This window comes from Pseudarthrobacter sp. NPDC080039, from assembly GCF_040702335.1.
Classification (GTDB): Bacteria; Actinomycetota; Actinomycetes; order Actinomycetales; family Micrococcaceae; genus Arthrobacter; species Arthrobacter enclensis_A.
Genome location: NZ_JBFBKY010000001.1, coordinates 1 through 21,342, shown reverse-complemented (window position 1 = coordinate 21,342; position 21,342 = coordinate 1). Strand labels below are relative to the sequence as shown.

Genomic DNA, 21,342 nt, shown 5'->3' with positions numbered 1-21,342 from the left:
CCGCCCCGGCCTCCGGCACACATGAGTCGATCGGCCCCATCCGTTCGGAGTGGCAGGCCCTGGGTTTCGAGGGCGGCGTCCTGGGCTACCCCACCACCGAAGTAGTCACCGGCCTAATCAACGGGGGCTCCTACCAGAACTACCAAGGCGGGGCGGTCGTGTCCGCCCCGACCTCCGGCACACATGAGTCGATCGGCCCCATCCGTTCGGAATGGGCGGCCACGGGCTTTGAGGCCGGCGTCCTGGGCTACCCCACCACCGAAGTAGTCACCGGCCTAATCAACGGGGGCTCCTACCAGAACTACCAAGGCGGGGCCGTTATATCGTCACCTACGGCGGGCACTCACGAATCATATGGAGCCATCCGCACGGCCTGGATGTCGACAGGTTTTGAACGGGGGGCCCTTGGCTACCCGACCAGCGAGATCTACTCGGTGCCTAATGGAACAGCGCAGGACTTCCAGGGCGGCCGCATAAGCGACATCCTTGGAACTGCGACCATCGAGTATTCGACGGGATCAGGCACCCCACCAGCCTGATGAGTCAGGCCAGGCCCATTTGTCTCGCGTGGGCCATGAAACGGCGGCCACGCGGGTGGGCACCGTTCCTGGCCCTGCCTGCCGCCGCGGATAACAAAATGGCTCCGGGGCGGCAGGCTTGGGGGTTGCTAGGGCTTGGCAGGTGCCTGCGCTGACTTGGCTTGAATGGTTTTTGCTTCTTTTTGTATCTGGCTTCCGTAGCCGCCGTTCAGCGCGGTTTCCTTGATTTTGGTTGCATCGCTGTCGCGCTCTGAGGCTGGTGCTGCTTCGAGGGTCTTTAGGTCCGTTTGCAGGTTTCCGGGCAGCTTGTTGAAGGCGGCAGTGTGGTGGATCAGGACGTAGGCGACCTCGTGGGCTTTGTCCCCGAACCCGGCCGCGGACCGGATGTCGACCCTCAACTCGGTGCGGAGGATCTGGGCAAACGGGTGCTTAGCGTGCGGTGTCCCCTTTCCGGTTTGCACCGGGGCGGACGGGCTGGGGGAAGGGGCCGGGTTCTGGCTGTCCGCTGTGGCTGCTGTTGCCCCTAAGACGGTTGCCCCGATGAGGACAGCCCCTGCGGCCACGCCTGCACGGACGCCCCGGAGACGACCGGACCGGTTGCCGGGTATGTGCGGATTGTTCATTTCTTCTCCTCATTGGTCCTGGGCACGGGACGGGTCACGTCCCGGTCTGCACTTGTTTACGCTTCTACTGTGGCGGCCCGATGTCCGGCACGTGTTCGGTGAATGTAAGCGGAAGGTAAAGTATGCCCCGCATGCCTCCTGGCCAGGCCGTCGGAGCGTTCAATGGAGATATGGAAGAATCAACAGCCGACGGCGCCCTGCCGTCCCGCGGGCTGGTGCTGATCGTCGAAGACGAGCGTGCGATCGCTGACGTGCAGCGCCTCTATCTGAGCCGGGCGGGTTTCGGTGTCCACGTCGAGACGACCGGCGAAGGTGGCCTGGACCGGATCCGGGGCCTTCAGCCCGTCGCGGTTGTGCTCGACGTCGGGCTGCCCGGCATCGACGGGATCGAGGTCTGTCGGCAGATGCGCGCCCGGGACGACTGGACACCGATCATCTTCGTCACGGCCCGGGACGAAGAGGTGGATATGCTCCTGGGGCTTGAGCTCGGCGCCGACGACTACATGACCAAGCCGTTTTCACCGCGCGAACTGGTCACCCGGCTCAAGACGGTCCTTCGCCGCAGCGGTGGGGTTCCGCATACCAGGGTCCTGCGCGTCGGGTCCGTGGCCCTGGACCAGGACAGGCGCAGGGTCAGCGTGGACGGGACCGCCGTGGAGCTGACCGCCAGGGAATTTGACGTGCTCGCCTATCTGATGGCCACTCCTGGGCGGGTTTTCAGCCGTGAGCAGCTCCTCTCGGCCGTCTGGGGGCAGGCCGGCTATACGGCCGGGCGCACCGTCGACGTGCATATCGCCCAGCTGCGCTCCAAACTCGGCGATGGCAACCCCATCCGCACCCTGCGCGGCGTCGGATACTCTGCCGCCGGGGATCGACTGTGAACGGCCGAAATCAGGGAAAAAGCAGACCCGGGACCCGCCAACGGCCCGCCCGCGCGAACGCAGCCCGGGCATGGTTGCGCTCACTGGCCGGTCGCATCACTCTCGTCACCGCCGCCGTCGCCATACTGGCGGTACTCGTCACCGGAAGCACCGCGTTTCCACTGATCCGGTCCGCCGCCGCCGAGCAAGCCAGACAGCAGCTCGCCCGGCAAGCTGACGCTTTTGCCGCAGCCCCGGCCGCCTCGCAGGCGCTGGACCTCCGTGAACGCCACCTCCTTGGACCTGATACCTACGACATATCCACCATCACCCCTGCCGGCGCCTTGAGCGGGCCAGCGGCACAGATTCTGACTCCAGGCGAAGCCCAACAAGTGCTCTCCGGGCAAAAGATTTCCCTGACCCTTACCCGAGGCGGCTTTCAGTTCCTGGTGGAGGGGCGCCCCCTGAACAAGGGCGGCGGAATCGTACTGACCCGCTCATTGGACGAGGTGAACGCCGCCTCAGCCCAGCTCCTCCAACGAACGGTCCTTGCCTTGGCGGCTGGCCTGTTGATCGCTGTTCTGGCTGGCACGCTGCTCGCGCGCCGGCTCTCCGGTCCGCTCGTCACGACAGCGGCCGCAGCGCGGCGGATGGCTGCCGGAGAACGGACGGTGCATCTTGAACCTGCGGGAGTTTCCGAGGTTCGCGCCGTAGGAGACGCTATCAATACCTTGGAGAATGCGCTGCTGGCCAGTGAAAGCCGGCAACGTGAGTTCCTTTTGTCCATCTCCCACGAGATCCGCACACCACTGACCGCGATGCGCGGTTACGCCGAGGCGCTCGAAGACGGACTGATCCCGCCTGAGGACACCGCCGGGGTGGGGCAGACCCTATCCGCCGAGACAGACCGGCTGGACGGTTTCGTGCGGGATCTACTCGCCCTGGCCCGCTTGGAAGCGGACGATTTCGCACTTGACCTCCGGCCTGTCGACGTCGTCACACTCCTGGAACAGGTCCAACGGGCATGGCAGGCCGCAGCCACGCAGGCAAGCGTGGAACTCACGCTTCAAGTGCCGCACCAGGAAGCCGGGGAACCCCTGCTTGTCACCACGGATCCACAAAGGCTGCGCCAAATCATCGACGGACTCATAGGGAACGCACTGCGCATCACCCCGCCCGGACAGCCACTCGTCATCCGCGCAGGACTGGAGAGTACGCCGCCAGATCCAACCACGCCCGGGGACCGGCCAGGGGGCACCTGCGGCGTCGTCGCGATCCAGGTACGGGACAGCGGCCCCGGCCTCACCCCGGAGGACGCCGCCGTGGCCTTCAACCGCGGCGCCCTGGCACGCCGCTACACCGGCCAGCGCCCCACCGGGAGCGGACTCGGCTTGTCCATCGCAGCACGACTCGCGCAGAGGATGAATCTCAACCTCACGGTGGAACCACCCGACCCCACCGAAAACGGCGCCTGCTTCTGCATTCGACTCCCCCGCACCCCGGCTCCGCCCTCGCGGCGCCCGGCACCCGACACAGGCCCATCGATCATCCCTGGCTCCGTTCCCTGAAACTAAACGGGATTGTTCGGACGTGCTCCCCCGTCCCACTACGACAGGTACGGGCCCGTCCACGGCCAACGTCGCCTGCATTGCCGCCCCGAACGCCGCAGCTGGGGGCGACTGCTCCGCTAGTGGATGAGTCCGGCCACAAGGTTGATGGTTGTGGCAAGGACGATGGTGCCCAGGAGGTAGGACAGCAGCGCCTGCCGCAGTACAGTCCCGCGGATCGCATCGGTTTTCAGATCGGTATCTGAGACCTGGAAGGTCATGCCGACAGTGAAGGCCAGGTAGGCAAAGTCCATGTAGCGCGGCTGCTTGTCCTCGTTGAAATCCACGCCGGCTTTGTCCCGGTAATAGATGGAGGCGTAGCGGAGAGTAAAGAGCGTGTGGACAAGGAACCAGGAAAGCGCGACGCTGCCCAGGGCCATGGCGATGACGGCTGCTTTCGTTCCTCCCTGGGCATCGGATGCGTCCATCAGGATCAGCGCCACCCCGGCAAAGCTGGCAATAGTTGCGCTGAGGACCAGCACGTCGGCGGGGCCCTTGCCCGGGTCTTCGCGTCGGGCGTGTGCAGCGGTGGCCTCTGCCTGCAACCGTCCGATGACGGACCACACCCAAATGAGGTAGGTCAGGGACGCGGCGGCCCAACCCATCGCCGGAGCATATGCCCAGGACTTCAGCGCCCCTACCACCAGTGCCACACCCAGGCCCACCACCAGCATCACGATGACCCGCAACCGGGAGTGGTGGGCCAAGGTGTTGAAGCGGGATGACTGTCCGCGGCCAATGTCCGTTGTGCTCATGAATCGATCATTACACTCCACCCTGGGAGTTCCGGCGCACCTCGCTGGCCAATTCAGGAAATGGCAGACCTGGCCGACGTCGCCGCCGAAGCGGGTCGACTTGCTTCGCTAAGGCGGCCGGTTGGCCCTTTGGGAGCGGTTTCCGCAGGATTTGCGAAGGCTTCTCCCGGCATCACCCCAACTCTTCCATTTTGCCGCGGGTGCCCGGGCAGACTTGACCTGTCTCCCGGCGCTCCGCCCAGCACTCCCCTGAAGGCTCATGAAACCACGTCCTCTACGCATGTCCGCAGCAGGCTTTGGCCTGCTCCTTGCCCTGACCGGAACCCTCACCAGCGCCGCCGTTTCCAATGCGGCACCGTCACCAGCTACGGCGCCAGGCGCCGTCCCGGCCACTTCCTACTCTGACTCCTTCACCAAGCAGACCTTTGACCTGATCAACGCCGAGCGCGTCAAGGCTGGTGTCCGGCCGTTCGTCTGGAACCAGAAGATCGCCGACGTCTCCCAGGACTGGGCCAACCAGCTGGGGGTCGCCACGATGGACCCGAATTGGAGCTTTGCCAACATCCACCGCCCTGATGCGGGCGGGAACGAAATTCCGGCCGGCGCAACCTGGTACCGGGAGAACGTTGGCTTCAACTTCAGCCCGGCCCAGCTGGTGGACTGGTGGATGAACTCCCCGGGACACAAGGCGGCGATGCTGGATCCGCGCGGCACCGACGCAGGTTTGGGCTACGTCGTCCCCTCGACCGGACCATACGCCGGCTGGCACTTGATGGTGTCCAACATGGCGGCTTACTCCACGACCCAGGCCCCCTCCGCACCTGCCCCTGCTACCCAGACGCCGCTGGCTCAGAAGGCCGCGGCCATCAACGGCGCCCTCGGCCTGCCGGTGTCCCCTGAGGTCTATGGCCTCAAGGACGGCGGGTCGTACCGCAACTATCAGTACGGCGCCCTGATCTACTCCCCGGCTACCGGTGCCCGTATCTCCAGGGGCGCGATCCGGACCCTGTGGGCCGGCTACGGTTTCGAGAACGGCATCCTGGGCTACCCGACCACGGACGAGGTCGCCGGGATCAAGGACGGCGGTGTCTTCCAGAACTACCAGGGCGGAGCGGTCCTGTGGTCTCCGGCCACCGGCGCCCACATCTCGACGGGGCCGATCCGCGACGCCTGGCGCGCGACCGGGTATGAGTCCGGATTCCTCGGCTACCCGGTCTCGGAGATCTACAACGTCGAAGGCGGCACCGCCCAGACCTACCAGAATGGCGTCATCACCCACAGCGCCGCCGGGACCCAGGTTGTCTCCGGCGTGATGTTCACCAAGTACCTGCAGAACAGTGGTTACCTCGGGGCGGCCACCAGCGCCATCACCCCGATCCGGGATGGCGGCTCCTACCAGAACTTCCAACGCGGCGCACTGCTGTACTCACCGGCTACCGGAACGCAGGTCTCCGTGGGAGGCATCCGCAGCATCTGGCAGTCCACCGGGTTCGAAAACGGTGTCCTCGGCTACCCGTCCTCCGGGGAGATCCCCGCCAACGGCGGTGTCTACCAGACCTACCAGGGCGGTTTCATCACCTGGCTGCCGGACTCCGGCGGCCACTACGTCTTCGGCGGTATCGGCAGTCTGTACCGCAGCGCCGGCGGTCCCGCTGGAGCGCTCGGTTTCCCGACGAGCGGCGAGTATTCGACCGGTCCCGGAGGCAACGTGGCCCAGAACTACCAGCACGGCGTAATCCATTGGGGACCTGCCGGCACCGGCATCACCTACTGACGGGCCCAGTCCCGGCCTCACCACGGCACCCCTTTCTGCCCTGCAGGGAGGGTGCTGCCATGTCCGGGAACCGGGGCGGACTGGTCACGCACGCATAGGCAAACATCAGCGTTCGACGAATCCTGTAGGACCGCTTTCCGGGTCCAAATCGGCGCCGACCTGCTTGCCGGGCTCCGATGCTGGGTAAGACCAGCACAGGCCCGGCACTCCCGGACCGGACTTGCCCGGTTCCACAGACCCCGCCCCGGGTCTGTGGCTCCACCCCAACAGGAAGACCCGATGAACACCCCTGCTGACCACACCATCCCGGCGCATGTTGACCTCAAACAGGAGCCAGGCCCGGACCGGAACCCCCTGGTCCGCTGGCTGCTCGCCAACCAGGTGGCCCCTGCCGGCCCGGAGGCGGAGGAGGACCACAAGCCCAACGCCTGGTGGAAGGTCATGTGCCTCACCGGCGTCGACTACTTCTCCACGCTCTCCTACCTGCCCGGCATAGCGGCCCTGGCCGCCGGCGCGCTGTCACCGCTGGCCACGTTGCTTATCGTTGCCCTGACGCTGCTGGGCATGCTGCCCATGTACCGCAGGGTCGCCAAGGAAAGCCCGCACGGCCAGGGGTCGGTGGCCATGCTGGAAAAGCTTCTGCCGTTCTGGCGCGGGAAGTTCTTCGTCCTGCTGCTCCTCGGGTTCGTGGCGACCTCCTGGATCATCACGATCACCCTCTCAGGAGCCGATGCGACAGTGCACCTGCTGGAGAATCCGCTGATTCCCGAAGCACTCAAAGGCTGGGCCGTGATTATCACGGTCGTCCTGCTGCTGATCCTGGGCGGGGTGTTCCTGCTCGGCTTCAATGAGGCTGTGGGGGTCGCCATCCCGCTGGTGGCCGTCTACCTCCTGCTCAACGCCGCCGTCGTGGTCGCCGGTTTCGTTCACCTGGCCGCGGACCCTTCCCTGGTGAGCGGCTGGGCGGACCGGCTGCTCTCGAGCGGCGGCGGCCCGATCGGGCTGGTCAGCCCGGCCATCCTCGCCTTCCCCCTGCTCGTCCTGGGTCTGTCAGGGTTCGAAACCGGGGTGTCCATGATGCCGCTGATCAAAGCAACCGGATCTACGCCCGATGAAGTCATGGCATCCCGGGTCAGGAACACCCGCAAGCTGCTCACCGCGGCCGCGCTGATTATGAGCGTCTACCTCATGTCGACCAGCTTCCTGACCACCGTCATGATTCCTGCCAAGGAATTCCAGGACGGCGGGCAGGCCAACGGGCGGGCCCTCGCGTTCCTCGCCCACGAACTTTTCGGCGCCGGATTTGGCACCGTCTATGACATCTCCAGCGCGCTGATCCTCTGGTTCGCCGGGGCCTCGGCGATGGCCGGGCTGATCAACATCGTGCCCCGCTACCTGCCCGCCTACGGGATGGCCCCGGAATGGGGCCGTGCCGTTCGTCCGGTGGTGCTTGTCTACACGGTGCTGAGCATCGGTATCACGGTTGCCTTCAACGCGGACGTGAACGCCCAGGCCGGGGCGTATGCCACCGGGATCCTGGCCATGATGGTTTCCGGCGCGGTCGCCGTGACTGTTTCTGCCATCCGGCGACGCAGTCGGGCAGGGGCCGTGGGCTTCAGCGTCCTGACGCTGATCCTGCTCTACGCCCTGGGCGCCAACGTCATCGAAAAACCTGACGGCATCCTCATCTCCGCGTTCTTCATCGGTGGCATTATCGCCGTCTCCCTGGTGTCCAGGGTTACCCGGACCACGGAACTGCGGGTCGACGCCATCGAATTCGATGCCGCCGCCCGCCAGTTCATCACCGACTCCATTGCCTTTGACGGTCAACTTCACATCATCGCCAACAAGCGGCAGCACGGTGACAAGGCGGAATATGCCGAGAAGGAATTTGAACAGCGGGGACTGAACCCGGTGCCGGGCCCGGCGGACGTCGTCTTCCTTGAAGTCGAGATCTCTGACCCCTCAGACTTCAGCCATACGCTCCGCGTCGATGGCATCGAGGTCGAGGGTTACCGGGTCCTCCGGGTGAAATCGCCCGCAGTGCCGAACGCCATCGCCGCGGTCCTGCTGGCCCTGCGGGACTCGACCGGGGTCAAGCCCCAGTGCTACTTCGAATGGTCCGAGGGCAGCCCGGTCAACCATCTGATGCGTTATCTGTTCCTTGGCCAGGGCGACACGCCTCCGCTGGTGCGGGAAATCCTTCGGGAGACGGAACCGGATACGGCGGCCCGGCCGGGCATTCACGTGGGCTGACCGGCGCGGCGCACCGAGGCGCTGGCTGCTTGCAGGGTAGAACAGGGAAGGGGACGCTGCGGTGCCCCTTCTTCCCTGTTGGCTGCCCGGGCATGTTCTCCTGACCCGCCGTACACAAGTGAGTCATGACGTTCTCCCGCTCCCGCCTGGCCCTTCTCGCCGCTTTGCTCATCGTTGGCCTGGTGATCCTCGGCTTCCTCTACGCCAACACCCAGAAGCACCAGTCACCGGCACCGGGGACCAACGCCTCCCCGACCTCGCAGGGTGATGACGAGGACAGCACAGACGGCCAGGACACCGCCGCCGGGACCGCCCCGACAGTCGCTGCCATCCCCGCAGGTCCGCTGCCCGGCGCCGCCCCGGCGGTGAAGACCGTCCACTCCCCCGGCACTGTCGCCATCGACCTGAACCTGACCGCAGGACAGTGCAAGGCACGCACCATCGACGCCGCCGCAGGGCTGTACCTGCCGGACCCGGCCTGCACTCCCGGCGCCGTGGACCCGGCCGTCACCCAGGACAATCTGGGCTCCACCATCTGCAAGCCCGGCTACACGATGACGGTCCGGGCCCCCGCTTCGGACACCGACAAGGCCAAAGCCCTGAGCCTGGCCCAGTACGGCCAGACCCGCGCATCCACCACCGAGTACGACCACCTGATCTCGCTCCAACTGGGCGGCACCAACGCTGTCTCCAACCTCTGGCCTGAACCCAACCGCGCCGGAGCAAACGGCACCACCAACCCCAAAGACGCCATCGAGACCCGCCTGAACAAGGCCGTCTGCGCCCACAAGGTCACCCTTGCCGCCGCCCAGAAGGCCATCGCCACCAACTGGGTCACCGCAGAGAAGGACCTGGGAATGTAGTTCTGGCGTTAGCGGAAACGTCCAGTGAACTCTCCGTGAACAGCCCCCATTTTCAGCCACGACCGTAACGAGGCTGTGATCTACTGGTGAGCGCAAAATCTTACCGACCAGTAACTTCAGGTCCGGCGACCGGCCCAGGGTGGGGGCGTGCCCGCGTTGCCGTCCTCCTCACCTGCAAGGAACCAGACGTGAACCTCTCCAGACGCCGCTTCCTCGGGGCCGCGGGAACCGCTGCCGCCACCACCCTGGCCGCCGGCAGCGCCTTCCAGCCGGCCGCCGCCGCGCCGACCGCGCTTCCGGCGCCCGGTGACTCGGGCATCGAGCACATCATCGTGGTGATGATGGAAAACCGCTCCTTCGACCACTTCCTCGGCTGGATGCCCGGTGCCGACGGCATGCAGTCCGGCCTCAGCTACACGGACCGCTACGGCATCCCGCACTCCACCTACCATTTGACTGACTTCCAGGGCTGCGGTCATCCGGACCCGGACCACTCCTACGAAGGCGGCCGGATCCAATACAACGGCGGCAAGAACGACGGCTGGCTGCGGGCGGGCGAGAACGACGAGTTCGCCGTGGGCTACTACAACGAACCGGATCTTGACTTCTGGCGGCAGGCCGGGCCCGACTGGACCATCTGCGACCGCTACTTCGCCGCGACCATGGCCGAAACCTACCCCAACCGTTTCTACCAGCACGCCGCCGCCACCGACCGGATCCACAACTCCACCGCCACCTCCACCCTTCGCACCATCTGGGACCAGCTGGCCGCCGCAGGTGTTTCCGGCAAGTACTATTACGGCGACATCCCGTTCACCGCCCTCTGGGGAGCCAAGTACCAGGGCATTTCCCGCCCTTACGCGGAGTTCCTCACGGACTGCTCCGCCGGGGCCCTGCCGGCAGTTTCCTTTGTTGACCCGCGCTTCACCGACGAGGGCTCCGGGACTTCAGGCGATGACCACCCGCACGCGGATATCCGCTCCGGCGAGACGTTCCTCGCCGAGGTCTACAACGCGGTCACGTCCGGCCCGGGCTGGGCCAACACCATGCTGGTGGTCAATTACGACGAGTGGGGCGGCTTCTACGACCACGTGCCTCCGGCGACGGCCCCGGACACCAGCCCCGAAACAGCACTGCGGGGCTTCCGGGTCCCGTCCCTGGTGGTCTCGCCCCGGGCACGGCGCCGGTACGTCGCCCACGACGTCTACGACCACACCTCCGTTTTGAAGGCCATCGAGTGGCGGTGGAACCTGCCGCCCCTCACGCCCCGCGACCAGGCCGCCCGCAACATCGCCGAGGTCCTGGACTTCGGCGCCCCCGCCAACCTGGGCGCCCCCTCATACCTGGTCCCGCCGTTCGTTGCCGGCCCTGCCTGCACCCCCGTGGGCCCGCCGCCCGCAGAGGAATGGTCCGGATTGAAAGACAAAGCACTCGCCGACGGATGGAAGCTCCCGTGACAATGAAACTCCGCGCCGCCGCTGCGGCCACCGCCGTGTTCGCCGCAGCCCTCATTGGCGGAGCAGCGGCGCCGTCCCAGCCAGCCGCCGCTGCCCCTGCTCCAGCCACCGCGCCGACCGCCCAGAGCTACCTGCCCGGAGCCAACCACGTCTTCGTCATCAACCTCGAAAACAAGGGATACGACGAAACCTGGGGCCCGGCGTCGGCCGCTCCCTACCTCTCCCAGACCCTGCGCAGCCAAGGCGTCCTGCTCAACCAGTACTACGGCACAGCGCATAACTCCCAGCCCAACTACGTGGCGCAGATCTCCGGCCAGGGACCCAACCCCCAAATGCAGGCCGACTGCCAGACCTACACCCCGTTCGTGGGCACCGGCACCGCAAGCCCCGGACAGGCAGTGGGTGACGGCTGCGTGTTCCCGGCCAGCGTGCCCACGGTGGCCGGGCAGCTGAAGGATGCCGGCAAAACGTGGAAGGGGTACATGGAGGACATGGGCACCCCCTGCCGGCACCCGGCACTGGGCGCCGTCGATGACACCCAGAAAGCAAGGGCAGGTGACCAGTACGCTGCCCGGCATAACCCCTTCGTCTACTTCGCCGGGATCACCGGATCCCCGGACTGTGCCACGAACGACGTCGACCTCTCCGCCTTAACAACGGACCTCGCCTCCGCTGCCACCACACCCAACCTGTCGATGATCACCCCGAACCTCTGCCACGACGGACACGACTCACCCTGCGTGGACGGGCAGCCCGGCGGCCTGGCGAGCGCCGACGCATGGCTCAAGCAATGGGTCCCCGCAATCACCAACTCCCCCGCCTTCAAACAGGACGGCGTCCTGGTGATCACCTTCGACGAATCCGACGGCCCCCAGTCCGACGCCAGCGCCTGCTGCGGCGAAGGCCCCGGCCCCAACGCCGCGCTGCCCGGCATCACGGGCATGGGCGGCGGCCGCGTCGGCGCACTTGTCCTCTCCCCCTTCACCAAGGGAGGCACCTGGTCCACCACGCCCTACAACCACTACAGCCTCCTTGCCAGCATTGAGGACACGTTCGGCCTGCCGTACCTGGGTTACGCCGGAACGCCCGGGCTCAACAGGTTCGGACTGGACGTATACAACGCCGGCGTTTGACCGGTCTGACGGGAGGCACGCCACAGGGAGCTGACCCAGGAGTCCGAGCTGCGGCCGGAACGGGGAACGCGTGGACGCGGGCAGTGCTGATCGCCATTGTTGCCTACCGGTGTTGATTCGGGGCGTCGCGGGGTAGGTCTCCTTTACAAAGTTCAGAGCAGGTAGGGGAGACCATGCTTTTTGAGCCGCTGTATGACTACTACCGGAAGCTGGGTCCCAGGGGCCGGGCAGTGCTGTTCCAGCTTCCGTTGTCGACGACGATACTGCTGGTCACGGTCCTCACGTTGGTGCTGAATCCACAGATGGATACTTCCGGGGCGTTTCTTTGGAGTCTCGGGGCGCATGTGCTGCTCCTTGCCGCCTGCGCGGTGATGCCGTGGGGACGCCTGCCAGGACGGGCCGTCCTCGTCATCCCTGTCCTGGACTGCATCGCCGTCGGAGTCTCGCGTGAGGCCGCCGACCAGTACCTCTCCGTCCTGGGCTTCCTCCTGGTCTTTCCCGTCGTGTGGCTGGCCAGCGACCGCCGCCGCAGCAGCGTTCTGATCGCCGTTCTCGCCACCATCCTCAGCACAGTCCTGCCCCCGGTCTTACTCGGCACAGGCTTCGAGGGCCCGGACTTTATCCGGATCCTGCTCCTGCCCATCATTCTCGGGGCGGTCGCGCTCACGGCTTACGCGATCACCAGCGCCCTCTACCTGCAACGCCGCCAGTTGGAAGCGCGGGGCGCGGAGGTCCGGGAGCTGCTGGCCGCAAGCGAGGACCGTGAGCGGTTACTCAGTAGCGTTATGGACACAGTGAGCGTCGGAGTCTGCGCCCTGGACGCCCAAGGGCGGCCCGTCCTCACGAACCACCACTTCAGCAGCCATTTTGAAGGGACCCTGACCGGCAGGCAGCTATCCGATGAACCACCGGGCTTCGTCGTCTACGGCCCAGACCGGAAGCATCCACTTCCGCCGGAGCGACGCCCCGGCTTCCGGGCGGCACGAGGAGAGTCCTTCACAGACGAACTGATCTGGGTCGATAACGGAGCCAGCCAGAGGGCCTACTCCGCGACGTGCCGGCTGATCCGCGACTCCCGGGGCGTACACCGGGGAGCGGTCCTAGCGTTCACCGATGTCACAGCGTTGGTCGAAGCGCTTTCCGCGAAAGATCAGTTCGTTTCCAGCGTCTCCCACGAGCTGCGAACGCCGCTGACCTCGATCCTCGGTTACATGGATCTGGCCCTTGACGAGGACGATCTTAACCCCGACCTTGAGATGTACCTGACCGTCGCCAAACGGAACGCCGAACGGCTCCTGCACCTGGTCGGCGACCTCCTGACAATCGCATCGGACGCCATCACCATCAACCCGCGGCACGCTGACCTCGGCGACGTCGTCAGCCAGAGCGTCCAGGCTGCCCAACCACGGGCCCAGGCCGGAGGCGTAACCCTCGAACTTCTCATCGCCGGCACCGCCACTGGCCACTTCGACCCTGACCGCCTCGGCCAGGCCATCGACAACCTGATCTCCAACGCCATCAAGTACACGCCCCGCGGCGGCAAAGTCACCGTTAAGGTCCACGCCACCGGCCACGAGCTCCGGTGTGAAGTCACTGACACAGGCGTCGGCATGACCGAACAAGAGCTCAACCAGGCCTTCACGCGTTTCTTCCGCGCTGCCAATGCACACTCTTCCACCATCCCCGGCGCCGGCCTGGGACTGGCGATCACCAAGTCCATCATGGAAAACCACCGTGGCCACGTAGTTCTCGCCAGCAGCCCGGGACACGGAACCACGGCGGCGCTCACACTTCCGGCCGCCGACATGGAGGCTCTCACCCGGGCTCCCGTGTAGCTGGACTTGCGGTCCATCTGTTCCCGGCCTACGGCGCAATGGCAACTGATCAGCGACCTTATGCAGCCCCGTTAGCAGTAGCCTTTCAGCCATGCCATGGCCTCGCCCTCGTCCACGAAGTACCTGGCGGGGCAATCCGGCCACGCGAGTCCGCGAAGGCCGTGGGCGATGACCTTGTCTACAGCCGTCCCGCCGAGGAGGGCGAAGGCTGCCACGTGGGATGCCTCACTGTAGAACGTGACAGCTTCCCGGCTCACTGATCCAACGCCCGTGATGTCCAGGAGAACACATACCGGCTTGCCCGCTGCCAGTGCAAGCACCCGGTCCCGCGCTAACTCACCATCGGCTTTGGTGATATGTGATTGGGGTTCCAGGTCAATCCTGAGCATTCCGGGCCCGACTTGCTCTACGCTGACCCGCGGAGTCCGCTCAGCACCCAAGGACCGCACGTTTCCGGACAACTCAGGTGCCCCGACGTTGCTCGCTCCCGCATATCTCCCTAATGCCATGCCGCCTGCAATCAGTCCGGCAGCCACGCGATCAAAGCAGAGTGGCGGCCCCTTTGTCCCCTTCGCCCGGTTGCTTCAGGCCTTCCGTCACGCTACGGGAAAAGATGCCCCAGAGTCCAGCATTAAGTGCCGTCCAGGCGTCCCGGGCAACCTATGCGCGCCGCCACACGGGAAGCCCTGTTGCTCGCGGCTCTTCGGGTCCAGCCACGCGCACCATGTAAGACGCCGAACCGTCCTTCTTGATGCGTACATGCGGAATCCGAGGCATTCCGAGGGCTGTGCGAGGAAGTCCGAGACGAAAGGTGTGGACGTTGTCCACACCCCGTTTTCGGCGGTGAAGGATCACCGGGGCAGCAGATGCCCGGAAATTTGGGCGGCAGAGTCCAGCAAGTCGATGCTGCCCGCGGCGACTCCGACGACGAGGTCGAAGCCTTCATCGATGGTGAAGGCATGCCAGTAACCGTTGATCCAGAGCAACAGCACCACGAGTGTCCGCGCGGTCCATTCGTCCCCATCAAAGAGTGGATGGAAGCGTGCGACCGATTCCGCAGCGAAGGCCCGAGCAGTTGGAGGTCAATCACCCTAACCGCTGCCCCTGGCCTGAAGCTTTTTTGCCGTCTGCTTAAGCGGCGGGCGAGTCGGGAGTACCGCAGATGTATGGTTGTGCTCGTAGAGTTGCCGCACGTCCTATTCAAGGAAGCTGCGAGGTGCAAGTGTGAACGAGTATGAGGCTTCACTGGTCATTAGGTCCGGAGCTGAGCAGCTGTCGGCGGCGTCTTCTGACCCCCGCTCGGAGGAAGGCTATGCGGCAGTCAAGGCCAATATCTCGGTAGCATTGGAGCGCCTGGCGGAAGCTCTTGCCAACTTTGAGGCCAGTTCCCGAGCGCCCAACCGTTCAATCGGCTGGGTTCAGGACCTTCGCCGCGTAGCGGACGACCTGGGGGAATGACAACGTTGAAACGCCGATGACAGCGAGGACGTTCCAGGCAGCTTGTCGGTTTGCACGGTCGTCGTGGCAGGTAACGAAAATGACCATCACCGGAGCATGCCCGAAAGACCGTTGCCGGGAGCTGTCCGGGAAGGGCACGTCGGAATCGAGAGTGGAGGAAAGGGCAAAATCCTCGAACTCCTGTCCGTCGCCCACACGCCCAGGGCGAAAAGCGCCCTGGCGGTTCTCTGATTCTCGGCGCACCTGGCATCTACTCAAGGGGCCGATCGGCCCCTTGAGTACTCTGCGTGGGACGACATAGGCCTCTCCCCAGCCTGTCGGCGCGTCCACCCACGTCTGGACGTACGGACGGATCCATGGACGGCTCCGGGGGCGCGTTAGGTAGGTACCTGTATCGTTCATAGTCAGGAACCTTTCGGTTCCGCTACAGGAGCAATCATGGCTGACAAATCCCCCCGCCAAACAGCATCCAAGAAATCCGCCAAGACCATCAAGGAAAAACGCGCCGACAAGAAGGCCGCCGCGGCACCGCCCAGCTCAGGAGACAAAGCCACGGCCGCCAAGTCGATAAGCCCTAAAAAGAAGTGACCGGCACGACCGGACACCTCACCCTCGGTGTCCTCTCAGGCACCCGAAAACCCGACGAGCGGCGCCTCCCCATACACCCCCTGCATTTGAAGCGGATCGCGCCCGAACTCCGGCAGCACATCATTTTTGAGAAAGGTTACGGCGAGCGTTTTGGCGTGTCGGACTCCCATCTGGCACCACTCGTCGGAGGGGTGGTGCCGCGCGCCCAATTATTGGCTGAGGCCGACGTCGTCCTCCAGCCCAAACCGCAGCCTGCAGACCTTGCCGAGCTCCGTGACGGGCAGATCCTTTGGGGTTGGCCGCACTGCGTCCAGGACCGCGCCATCACCCAGCTCGCCATCGACAAGAAACTCACGCTGATAGCCTTCGAGGCGATGAACCACTGGGCCAGCGACGGCGGATTCGGGCTGCACGTGTTCCACAAAAACAACGAACTGGCCGGTTACTGCTCCGTGCTGCACTCCCTGGCACTGACCGGCTCCACCGGGGACTACGGCCGAAGACTCAGCGCCGTCGTCATCGGCTTCGGCGCGACCGCACGAGGGGCCGTCACTGCCCTCAATGCCCACGGAATCCACGACGTCCAGGTCCTGACCAACCGTGGGGTGGCCGCTGTGGGTTCGCCCATCCATTCGGTGCGGATTGTCCAGTTCGATCACGACCCCAAAGCGCCGTTCCTCAGCGAGGTCATCACCGAACGCGGACGCGTCCCACTGGCGCCGTTCCTGGCCGAAAGCGACATCGTGGTCAACTGCACCCTGCAAAACCCGAACGCACCCCTGACCTACCTGCGGACGGAGGACCTGGACGCTTTCCGGCCCGGCAGCCTCATAGTTGACGTTTCCTGCGATGAGGGAATGGGCTTTAGCTGGGCGAAAACCACCACGTTCGCCGAGCCGATGTTCACGGTAGGTGACCACGTAGATTACTACGCGGTGGACCACAGCCCCTCTTACCTCTGGAAGTCCTCCACTTGGGAAATGAGCGAAGCCCTGCTGCCGTTCCTGGAAACCGTGATCACGGGTCCTTCAGCCTGGGCGGGGAACGAAACCATCGCCCGCGCCATTGAAATCCGCGATGGCGTAATCCTGAACCAGGACGTGGTGCAGTTCCAGCAACGGGAACGGGACTACCCGCACAGCCCTCTACCCGCCTAGGCTACGTCGCCCTTAGGGCCGGCCCTTTCGGGCTGGCCGGCCCCGGGCCCACCGTCTGGTGCCTCGGTGATTCACCTGCCCTGAAGTCCGGGCCCCAGGACCTTCAAACTTCATCCCCGCGTTCCGGCAAGTGACTTGCGGCGGGACGCCGGGTACGGGTCACGGCCAAGGCATCAGAGAGCCGCATGGCATCCAGTAGCAGCATGCTGCGGGACGGCGGCACGCTGCCTGCCTCGCTGGTGCAGATAACCAGCGCCGCGGTGACTCCCGCGATCAAGGCCGGGTCTCGACTGCGCAGGTACTCCCGTGCAGGGTCCCCTGTGTGCTCAAGTTCCCGGGAGATGAAGACCGCGACCTCGGTCCTGCGTGCCATATCGAACTTCATCAACACAGACGAGACCATGTTCTTCACGGTTTTTTCGGCCAGAAACAATTCCTGCCCGATCTGGACGTTACTCAACCCCCGGGCCACCCCGACCGCCACCTTCATTTCCTGCTTTGAAAGCATCCCCAACCGACCGTCGGGGCCATTCGTCCCGTCGGCCTGGATCGGAGCCAGGATGCCGGTCTGGAAACGAGGACTGTAGGCGGTGTACCCCTTGACGGCCCGCCGGATCAGCCTGAGTTGCTCCTCGTTGTCATCCTGTTGTGACAGACACCCCCAAGCCCCGGCGAGAATGGCCCCGATCAAGACAGCTTCGTCAGTTTCGCCCGTCATCAGCACGCACCGAATGGTGGCGTCAGCAACTGCGAGGGCCCGACAAAGCCCGGCACCAGAGCCATCGGGAAGATCATCATCGATGATGGCCAGATCCGGACGCAACGCAGGGATAAGCCGCGCTGCCTGGCGGACAGATCCCGACTCACCGGAAACACTGAACCCGTTAGCCTCCAACACACCCCGGAAACCGCGCCTGACGAGCTCCTCACCACTCACGACATACACGCTGCCGAAGGAGGACGCCAAACCGGGTTCATGGCCAGTCGCCATACTTGCATCCGTTCGTTCGCCCTTCGAAACCGCAAAGGCTTTATTAGTCTCCTGCTGCCACCCTGGCCCCACCGCGAAAAGGAGAACAGGCACCTACCCCACAGGTATCTGTCGAAAAAGCGAACCAAATTGCCGACTCACTTACAGGCTAGCCCCATAAGCAGAGTCCCGACAGCTGCAGGGCCTTTCCATTTTGCCTGCAGTCATTCAGCGCGGCCGTCCGCCGAGCCCGCCAGGTGCCCTTGCTGTCGCCCAGGCGGCCTTCGTTCTCTGGGACAACCTCCAAAGTTCTACTCAGTCAGGGAAGTAAATGCGCCAGGGAAAAGGAGGGCCTCTCATGCGCGATAGTAGTATCCGGCCACGGTTCAGCCCGAGAGCGCATGCCAATCCTTCGCTGGCCCAATACCGTTACGAAGTGGGCTAAATCCGGGGTGTACGTCCGAGCCTGGCTAAGTCAGCGGACATCAGGGCAAATCAAGGGACTGCCAGCCCATGCTCACACTGCGCTCCCGCGCAGCGCGGGCTGCTTCCGGAGAACCTCATTGGCTGCAGTAAGGCCTGAACCAGCGGCAAGATGAGGGGCAACAACCAAAGCCCCGCGACGTGGTTGACGATCAAGGCGCATGCGAGACGAACTAAGAATTGTGGTTGCTTCCGCGCGTCGCCGTAATCGGCTCCGGCCCACGCCTGCTCCCCTGTGTCACAACTTAGGACGAGTACGTGATTTTTGCCGGAAGATTTTGAGGCCATCGGCGCTCCTGGCCTGGATCCGGACATCCCCGGCCGTCATCGCCAGGGGCGTCCCCATTGAGGCTTTCATGCCGGATTTCTTCAGTTCGGAATTACGCAAAACTGCTTCGGTGCTGCTGCTCGCCTTGGCCCTTCTCGTCGGGCTTCGACTTCGAGGCCACGTGGGCCACGGAATAACCCGGCCATGCGGCGCAGCGCCTGGACCGCTTCCCGAACGACGCCGCGGCGCTGAAATGCCTCTACCTCGTGACCCGGTCCTCGAAGGCAGAATCAACTAACCACAAGCAAGGCCCACCGTTAATCTGAGGGACCCCGGCTCTGGGTTATTCGCTACGAACTGGTAGATCCTGCCGGCGAAAATGAATCCGTGGCCAAGGTCGCCGTGCAGCCCGCCAGTACGGCAGGCTGCACGCGCAACTACTCAGGCTGTGTCGGTACACACGCCCTCGTCACGGGGCGAAGGGTTCAACGATGGATGCGATGCCATGGTCGACGCAGAACTGTCCAACGCGTAGTGCGTGGTCTACAACGACGGGCTCATCATGGAGGGGCTGCCCGCACTGGGGGCAGCCCTGCTGTTTCTCGCGGACATCTTCCGTCGACATCAGCGGCTCTCCTTCTCAGTCAGGTGATGTTGATTTTGCTGGTGAACAAACTCCCGGGCCATTACTCAGTAGGGACTCAGCTGGAGCGGGCTCCGACGAGTTGTTCCTGGCTTGCGCCGGTTTGCCGGATCACCGCGCCGGCTGTGCAGCAAGGGCCGGCAGGATGGGGCTCCTTCAGCGGCGCACATTTACCTGGCGGACGTTGAAGATGCAAGGACATCGAGTGCGAACACGGCCGCCGGCAAATTGAAGTCTCACTCCGGCTTCCTTGGACGCGGTCCTCTTAGCTGCCTCAACCTGCGTGGCGAATTCGGGAAGGTCCAGCGGCCGGAGACTACTCCGCTTCCGCGGCTGCGGCGACGGCGGCGGTGACGGCGGGGGCCACACGCGGGTCCAGTGGGCTGGGGACGATGTAGTCGGCCGACAGGTCCTCGGCGGCAAGGTCCGCAATCGCGCGGGCGGCTGCAAGCTTCATGGCCGGCGTGATGCGGCGGGCGCCGGCATCCAGGGCGCCGCGGAAGATGCCGGGGAACGCCAGCACGTTGTTGATCTGGTTGGGGAAATCGCTGCGGCCGGTGGCCACAACGGCTGCATACTTCACCGCCACCTCGGGCAGGACTTCGGGGTCCGGGTTGGAGAGGGCGAAGACGATGGCGTCCTCGTTCATCGTGGCCAGGTGGGACTCGTCCAGCTTGGAGGAGGAGACACCGATGAAGACGTCGGCTCCCGCCAGCGCTTCGGCCGGTCCGCCGGTGACGCCCCGGGGGTTGCTGCGGCCGGCAATGTCCGCCTTCTTGCTCCCGGGGCTGGCGGCCAGGTCCTCCCGGCTGGAGTTGATGACCCCCCGGGAGTCGAGCAGCACGACGTCGCTGATGCCTGCTGCGAGCAGGATTTCGGCGACGGCGATGCCGGCGGCGCCTGCGCCGGACACCACTACTTTGAGGCCTTCCAGGCCGCGGCCGGTCACCTTGGCGGCGTTGGTCAGGGCGGCGAGGGCCACGACGGCGGTACCGTGCTGGTCGTCATGCATGACCGGGCAGTCCAGGGCTTCGATCAGCTTTTCCTCCAGCTCGAAGCAGCGCGGCGCGGAAATGTCTTCCAGGTTCACAGCGCCGAAGCTGGGGCGGAGCCGGACCAGGGTTTCCACGATCTCGTCCACGTCGGTGGTGTTGAGGACCAGCGGGATGGAGTCGAGGTCGCCGAAGGTCTTGAAGAGCGCGGACTTGCCTTCCATGACAGGCAGCGAGGCGCTGGCACCAATGTTGCCCAGGCCCAGGACGGCGGTGCCGTCGCTGACGACGACCACCAGGCGCTCGGCCCAGGTCAGGGTCCGCGCCAGTTCGGGCCGGGCGTGGATGGCACGGCTGACCTCGGCCACACCGGGAGTGTAGGCGATCGAAAGGTCCCGCTTGTTGGACAGCGGGACGGTGCTGGTCACGGACAGCTTGCCGCCCTGGTGGGCGCCGAAGATCTCGTCCTCGGTGAGGGCCGCGGCTGCTGAATTGTCGGTGGCGGTAATTGCGTCAATGGACACGTCATTGTCTCCTGGTGCTCGCCGTGGGCACACGGCACATGGAACCTGCGTCCTGAACGGACCCAGAGCGGTCAAGGTAGTTACGGGCTACAGAGTGAGCGCCAGAGTGCGGCTGCCTGTACCGGTCATCCGGCCAAGGCGTTGCATCTCTTTGAACTTGAACCTTACGGCACCTTTGCCCGCGAAATGCCGCTCCCACCCGTGACCAATATGAACGCAACGGTGAGCTGGATCACGGGGTGCTCAATGATGGATATCACATTGTACGGACGTGTTGAGCCCAGAGACTGCGCCGCAGCGTCTATCAGAATATCCACAAGGAGACACATCATGGCTTCTCAACGAGGAGAGTCGCTCGAGACCGCGGCGCCGCGGCGCAAGGGACTGGACAAGTCCCATTACCTCTACATTGCCGTTATCGCCGCCGTCGTGCTCGGCGCGGTGGTGGGCCTGCTGTTCCCGGAGGTCGGCAAGAACCTCAAGCCCCTCGGTGACGGCTTCGTCAAGCTCATCAAGATGATGATCGCGCCGGTCATCTTCTGCACCATCGTCCTCGG

General features: G+C 64.9%; 20 protein-coding genes and 1 pseudogene. 14 read left to right on the top strand and 7 right to left on the bottom strand.

Annotated features, from left to right (window positions below; translation table 11 throughout):
- Positions 1–539: pseudogene (locus AB0313_RS00105) on the top strand (lysozyme M1); the annotation flags it as partial.
- A 128-nt stretch (positions 540–667) separates the two neighbouring features.
- Here the strand turns inward: AB0313_RS00105 and AB0313_RS00100 are convergent.
- On the bottom strand, positions 668–1,162 hold the full coding sequence (locus AB0313_RS00100) for a hypothetical protein (RefSeq protein WP_307305965.1): 495 nt from the start codon (positions 1,160–1,162) through the stop codon (positions 668–670).
- 170 nt (positions 1,163–1,332) lie between these two features.
- Here AB0313_RS00100 and AB0313_RS00095 point away from each other — a divergent pair, with 170 nt between their 5' ends.
- Both AB0313_RS00095 and AB0313_RS00090 read left to right on the top strand, forming a co-directional pair.
- Entirely contained in the window at positions 1,333–2,043 is a 711-nt protein-coding gene (locus AB0313_RS00095) for a response regulator (protein WP_307305969.1), read from the top strand.
- Positions 2,040–3,590: a HAMP domain-containing sensor histidine kinase gene (locus AB0313_RS00090; protein WP_366302810.1), complete on the top strand. Its 1,551-nt coding sequence runs from the start codon at positions 2,040–2,042 to the stop codon at positions 3,588–3,590. The genes AB0313_RS00095 and AB0313_RS00090 overlap by 4 nt, the downstream gene beginning before the upstream one ends.
- A 119-nt stretch (positions 3,591–3,709) precedes the next feature.
- Here the strand turns inward: AB0313_RS00090 and AB0313_RS00085 are convergent, their stop codons facing one another.
- Positions 3,710–4,384, bottom strand: coding sequence for a DUF1345 domain-containing protein (locus tag AB0313_RS00085; RefSeq protein WP_141941077.1), 675 nt, complete (start codon positions 4,382–4,384; stop codon positions 3,710–3,712).
- A gap of 259 nt (positions 4,385–4,643) precedes the next feature.
- Between AB0313_RS00085 and AB0313_RS00080 the strand changes: the two genes are divergently transcribed.
- The 6 genes from AB0313_RS00080 to AB0313_RS00055 all read left to right on the top strand — a co-directional run bounded on the left by AB0313_RS00080 (position 4,644) and on the right by AB0313_RS00055 (position 13,702).
- On the top strand, positions 4,644–6,158 hold the full coding sequence (locus AB0313_RS00080; RefSeq protein WP_366302808.1) for a CAP domain-containing protein: 1,515 nt from the start codon (positions 4,644–4,646) through the stop codon (positions 6,156–6,158).
- A gap of 279 nt (positions 6,159–6,437) precedes the next feature.
- Positions 6,438–8,414, top strand: a complete 1,977-nt coding sequence (locus AB0313_RS00075) for an amino acid transporter (protein ID WP_307305980.1) — start codon at positions 6,438–6,440, stop codon at positions 8,412–8,414.
- A 125-nt stretch (positions 8,415–8,539) separates the two neighbouring features.
- Positions 8,540–9,277 carry a hypothetical protein gene (locus AB0313_RS00070; RefSeq protein ID WP_366302806.1) on the top strand — a complete coding sequence of 246 codons (738 nt, stop codon included), beginning with the start codon at positions 8,540–8,542 and terminating at the stop codon, positions 9,275–9,277.
- Positions 9,278–9,465: 188 nt separating this feature from the next.
- A complete protein-coding gene (locus tag AB0313_RS00065; protein ID WP_366302804.1) occupies positions 9,466–10,734 on the top strand; it encodes an alkaline phosphatase family protein in 1,269 nt (422 codons plus the stop codon).
- Between the two features lie 2 nt (positions 10,735–10,736).
- A complete protein-coding gene (locus tag AB0313_RS00060) occupies positions 10,737–11,867 on the top strand; it encodes an alkaline phosphatase family protein (RefSeq protein WP_366303236.1) in 1,131 nt (376 codons plus the stop codon).
- A 173-nt stretch (positions 11,868–12,040) separates the two neighbouring features.
- A complete protein-coding gene (locus tag AB0313_RS00055) occupies positions 12,041–13,702 on the top strand; it encodes an ATP-binding protein (RefSeq protein WP_366302802.1) in 1,662 nt (553 codons plus the stop codon).
- Positions 13,703–13,773: 71 nt separating this feature from the next.
- Here AB0313_RS00055 and AB0313_RS00050 read toward each other — a convergent pair whose 3' ends face one another.
- Entirely contained in the window at positions 13,774–14,091 is a 318-nt protein-coding gene (locus AB0313_RS00050) for an STAS/SEC14 domain-containing protein (RefSeq protein ID WP_141941072.1), read from the bottom strand.
- A gap of 462 nt (positions 14,092–14,553) precedes the next feature.
- Positions 14,554–14,694 (bottom strand): hypothetical protein, encoded by a 141-nt coding sequence (locus AB0313_RS00045; RefSeq protein ID WP_366302800.1) that lies wholly within the window; start codon positions 14,692–14,694, stop codon positions 14,554–14,556.
- A 232-nt stretch (positions 14,695–14,926) separates the two neighbouring features.
- On the opposite strand from AB0313_RS00045, the gene AB0313_RS00040 reads away from it, so the two are divergent.
- The 3 genes from AB0313_RS00040 to AB0313_RS00030 all read left to right on the top strand — a co-directional run bounded on the left by AB0313_RS00040 (position 14,927) and on the right by AB0313_RS00030 (position 16,905).
- Positions 14,927–15,160, top strand: coding sequence for a hypothetical protein (locus tag AB0313_RS00040; RefSeq protein ID WP_307305993.1), 234 nt, complete (start codon positions 14,927–14,929; stop codon positions 15,158–15,160).
- A 438-nt stretch (positions 15,161–15,598) separates the two neighbouring features.
- Positions 15,599–15,748, top strand: a complete 150-nt coding sequence (locus AB0313_RS00035; RefSeq protein WP_174237496.1) for a hypothetical protein — start codon at positions 15,599–15,601, stop codon at positions 15,746–15,748.
- The gene (locus tag AB0313_RS00030; RefSeq protein WP_366302797.1) at positions 15,745–16,905 is read left to right on the top strand and encodes a N(5)-(carboxyethyl)ornithine synthase; all 1,161 of its coding nucleotides are present in this window, start codon (positions 15,745–15,747) and stop codon (positions 16,903–16,905) included. Before AB0313_RS00035 ends, AB0313_RS00030 begins: the two co-directional genes overlap by 4 nt.
- Positions 16,906–17,008: 103 nt before the next feature.
- On the opposite strand, the gene AB0313_RS00025 is transcribed toward AB0313_RS00030, so the two are convergent.
- Entirely contained in the window at positions 17,009–17,896 is an 888-nt protein-coding gene (locus AB0313_RS00025; protein ID WP_366302795.1) for a response regulator transcription factor, read from the bottom strand.
- A gap of 623 nt (positions 17,897–18,519) precedes the next feature.
- On the opposite strand from AB0313_RS00025, the gene AB0313_RS00020 reads away from it, so the two are divergent.
- Positions 18,520–18,924: a DUF202 domain-containing protein gene (locus AB0313_RS00020; protein WP_366302793.1), complete on the top strand. Its 405-nt coding sequence runs from the start codon at positions 18,520–18,522 to the stop codon at positions 18,922–18,924.
- A gap of 171 nt (positions 18,925–19,095) precedes the next feature.
- Here AB0313_RS00020 and AB0313_RS00015 read toward each other — a convergent pair whose 3' ends face one another.
- Together AB0313_RS00015 and AB0313_RS00010 are read right to left on the bottom strand one after the other, a co-directional pair.
- Complete coding sequence (locus AB0313_RS00015; protein WP_160147558.1) at positions 19,096–19,251, bottom strand: hypothetical protein; 156 nt, start codon at positions 19,249–19,251, stop codon at positions 19,096–19,098.
- Between the two features lie 334 nt (positions 19,252–19,585).
- Positions 19,586–20,785: an NADP-dependent malic enzyme gene (locus AB0313_RS00010; protein ID WP_366302791.1), complete on the bottom strand. Its 1,200-nt coding sequence runs from the start codon at positions 20,783–20,785 to the stop codon at positions 19,586–19,588.
- A gap of 330 nt (positions 20,786–21,115) precedes the next feature.
- Between AB0313_RS00010 and AB0313_RS00005 the strand changes: the two genes are divergently transcribed.
- A partial coding sequence (locus tag AB0313_RS00005; protein ID WP_366302789.1) for a cation:dicarboxylase symporter family transporter occupies positions 21,116–21,342 on the top strand: 227 nt, incomplete at its 3' end.

What these genes read in the sequence shown, in the direction of transcription:
- AB0313_RS00100 (WP_307305965.1), bottom strand. Translation starts at nt 1,162, where the DNA reads ATGAACAATCCGCACATACCCGGCAACCGGTCCGGTCGTCTCCGGGGC.
- AB0313_RS00095 (WP_307305969.1), top strand. Translation starts at nt 1,333, where the DNA reads ATGGAAGAATCAACAGCCGACGGCGCCCTGCCGTCCCGCGGGCTGGTG.
- AB0313_RS00085 (WP_141941077.1), bottom strand. Translation starts at nt 4,384, where the DNA reads ATGAGCACAACGGACATTGGCCGCGGACAGTCATCCCGCTTCAACACC.
- AB0313_RS00080 (WP_366302808.1), top strand. Translation starts at nt 4,644, where the DNA reads ATGAAACCACGTCCTCTACGCATGTCCGCAGCAGGCTTTGGCCTGCTC.
- AB0313_RS00075 (WP_307305980.1), top strand. Translation starts at nt 6,438, where the DNA reads ATGAACACCCCTGCTGACCACACCATCCCGGCGCATGTTGACCTCAAA.
- AB0313_RS00070 (WP_366302806.1), top strand. Translation starts at nt 8,540, where the DNA reads ATGACGTTCTCCCGCTCCCGCCTGGCCCTTCTCGCCGCTTTGCTCATC.
- AB0313_RS00060 (WP_366303236.1), top strand. Translation starts at nt 10,737, where the DNA reads ATGAAACTCCGCGCCGCCGCTGCGGCCACCGCCGTGTTCGCCGCAGCC.
- AB0313_RS00055 (WP_366302802.1), top strand. Translation starts at nt 12,041, where the DNA reads ATGCTTTTTGAGCCGCTGTATGACTACTACCGGAAGCTGGGTCCCAGG.
- AB0313_RS00050 (WP_141941072.1), bottom strand. Translation starts at nt 14,091, where the DNA reads ATGCTCAGGATTGACCTGGAACCCCAATCACATATCACCAAAGCCGAT.
- AB0313_RS00035 (WP_174237496.1), top strand. Translation starts at nt 15,599, where the DNA reads ATGGCTGACAAATCCCCCCGCCAAACAGCATCCAAGAAATCCGCCAAG.
- AB0313_RS00025 (WP_366302795.1), bottom strand. Translation starts at nt 17,896, where the DNA reads ATGGCGACTGGCCATGAACCCGGTTTGGCGTCCTCCTTCGGCAGCGTG.
- AB0313_RS00020 (WP_366302793.1), top strand. Translation starts at nt 18,520, where the DNA reads ATGCGAGACGAACTAAGAATTGTGGTTGCTTCCGCGCGTCGCCGTAAT.
- AB0313_RS00015 (WP_160147558.1), bottom strand. Translation starts at nt 19,251, where the DNA reads ATGTCGACGGAAGATGTCCGCGAGAAACAGCAGGGCTGCCCCCAGTGC.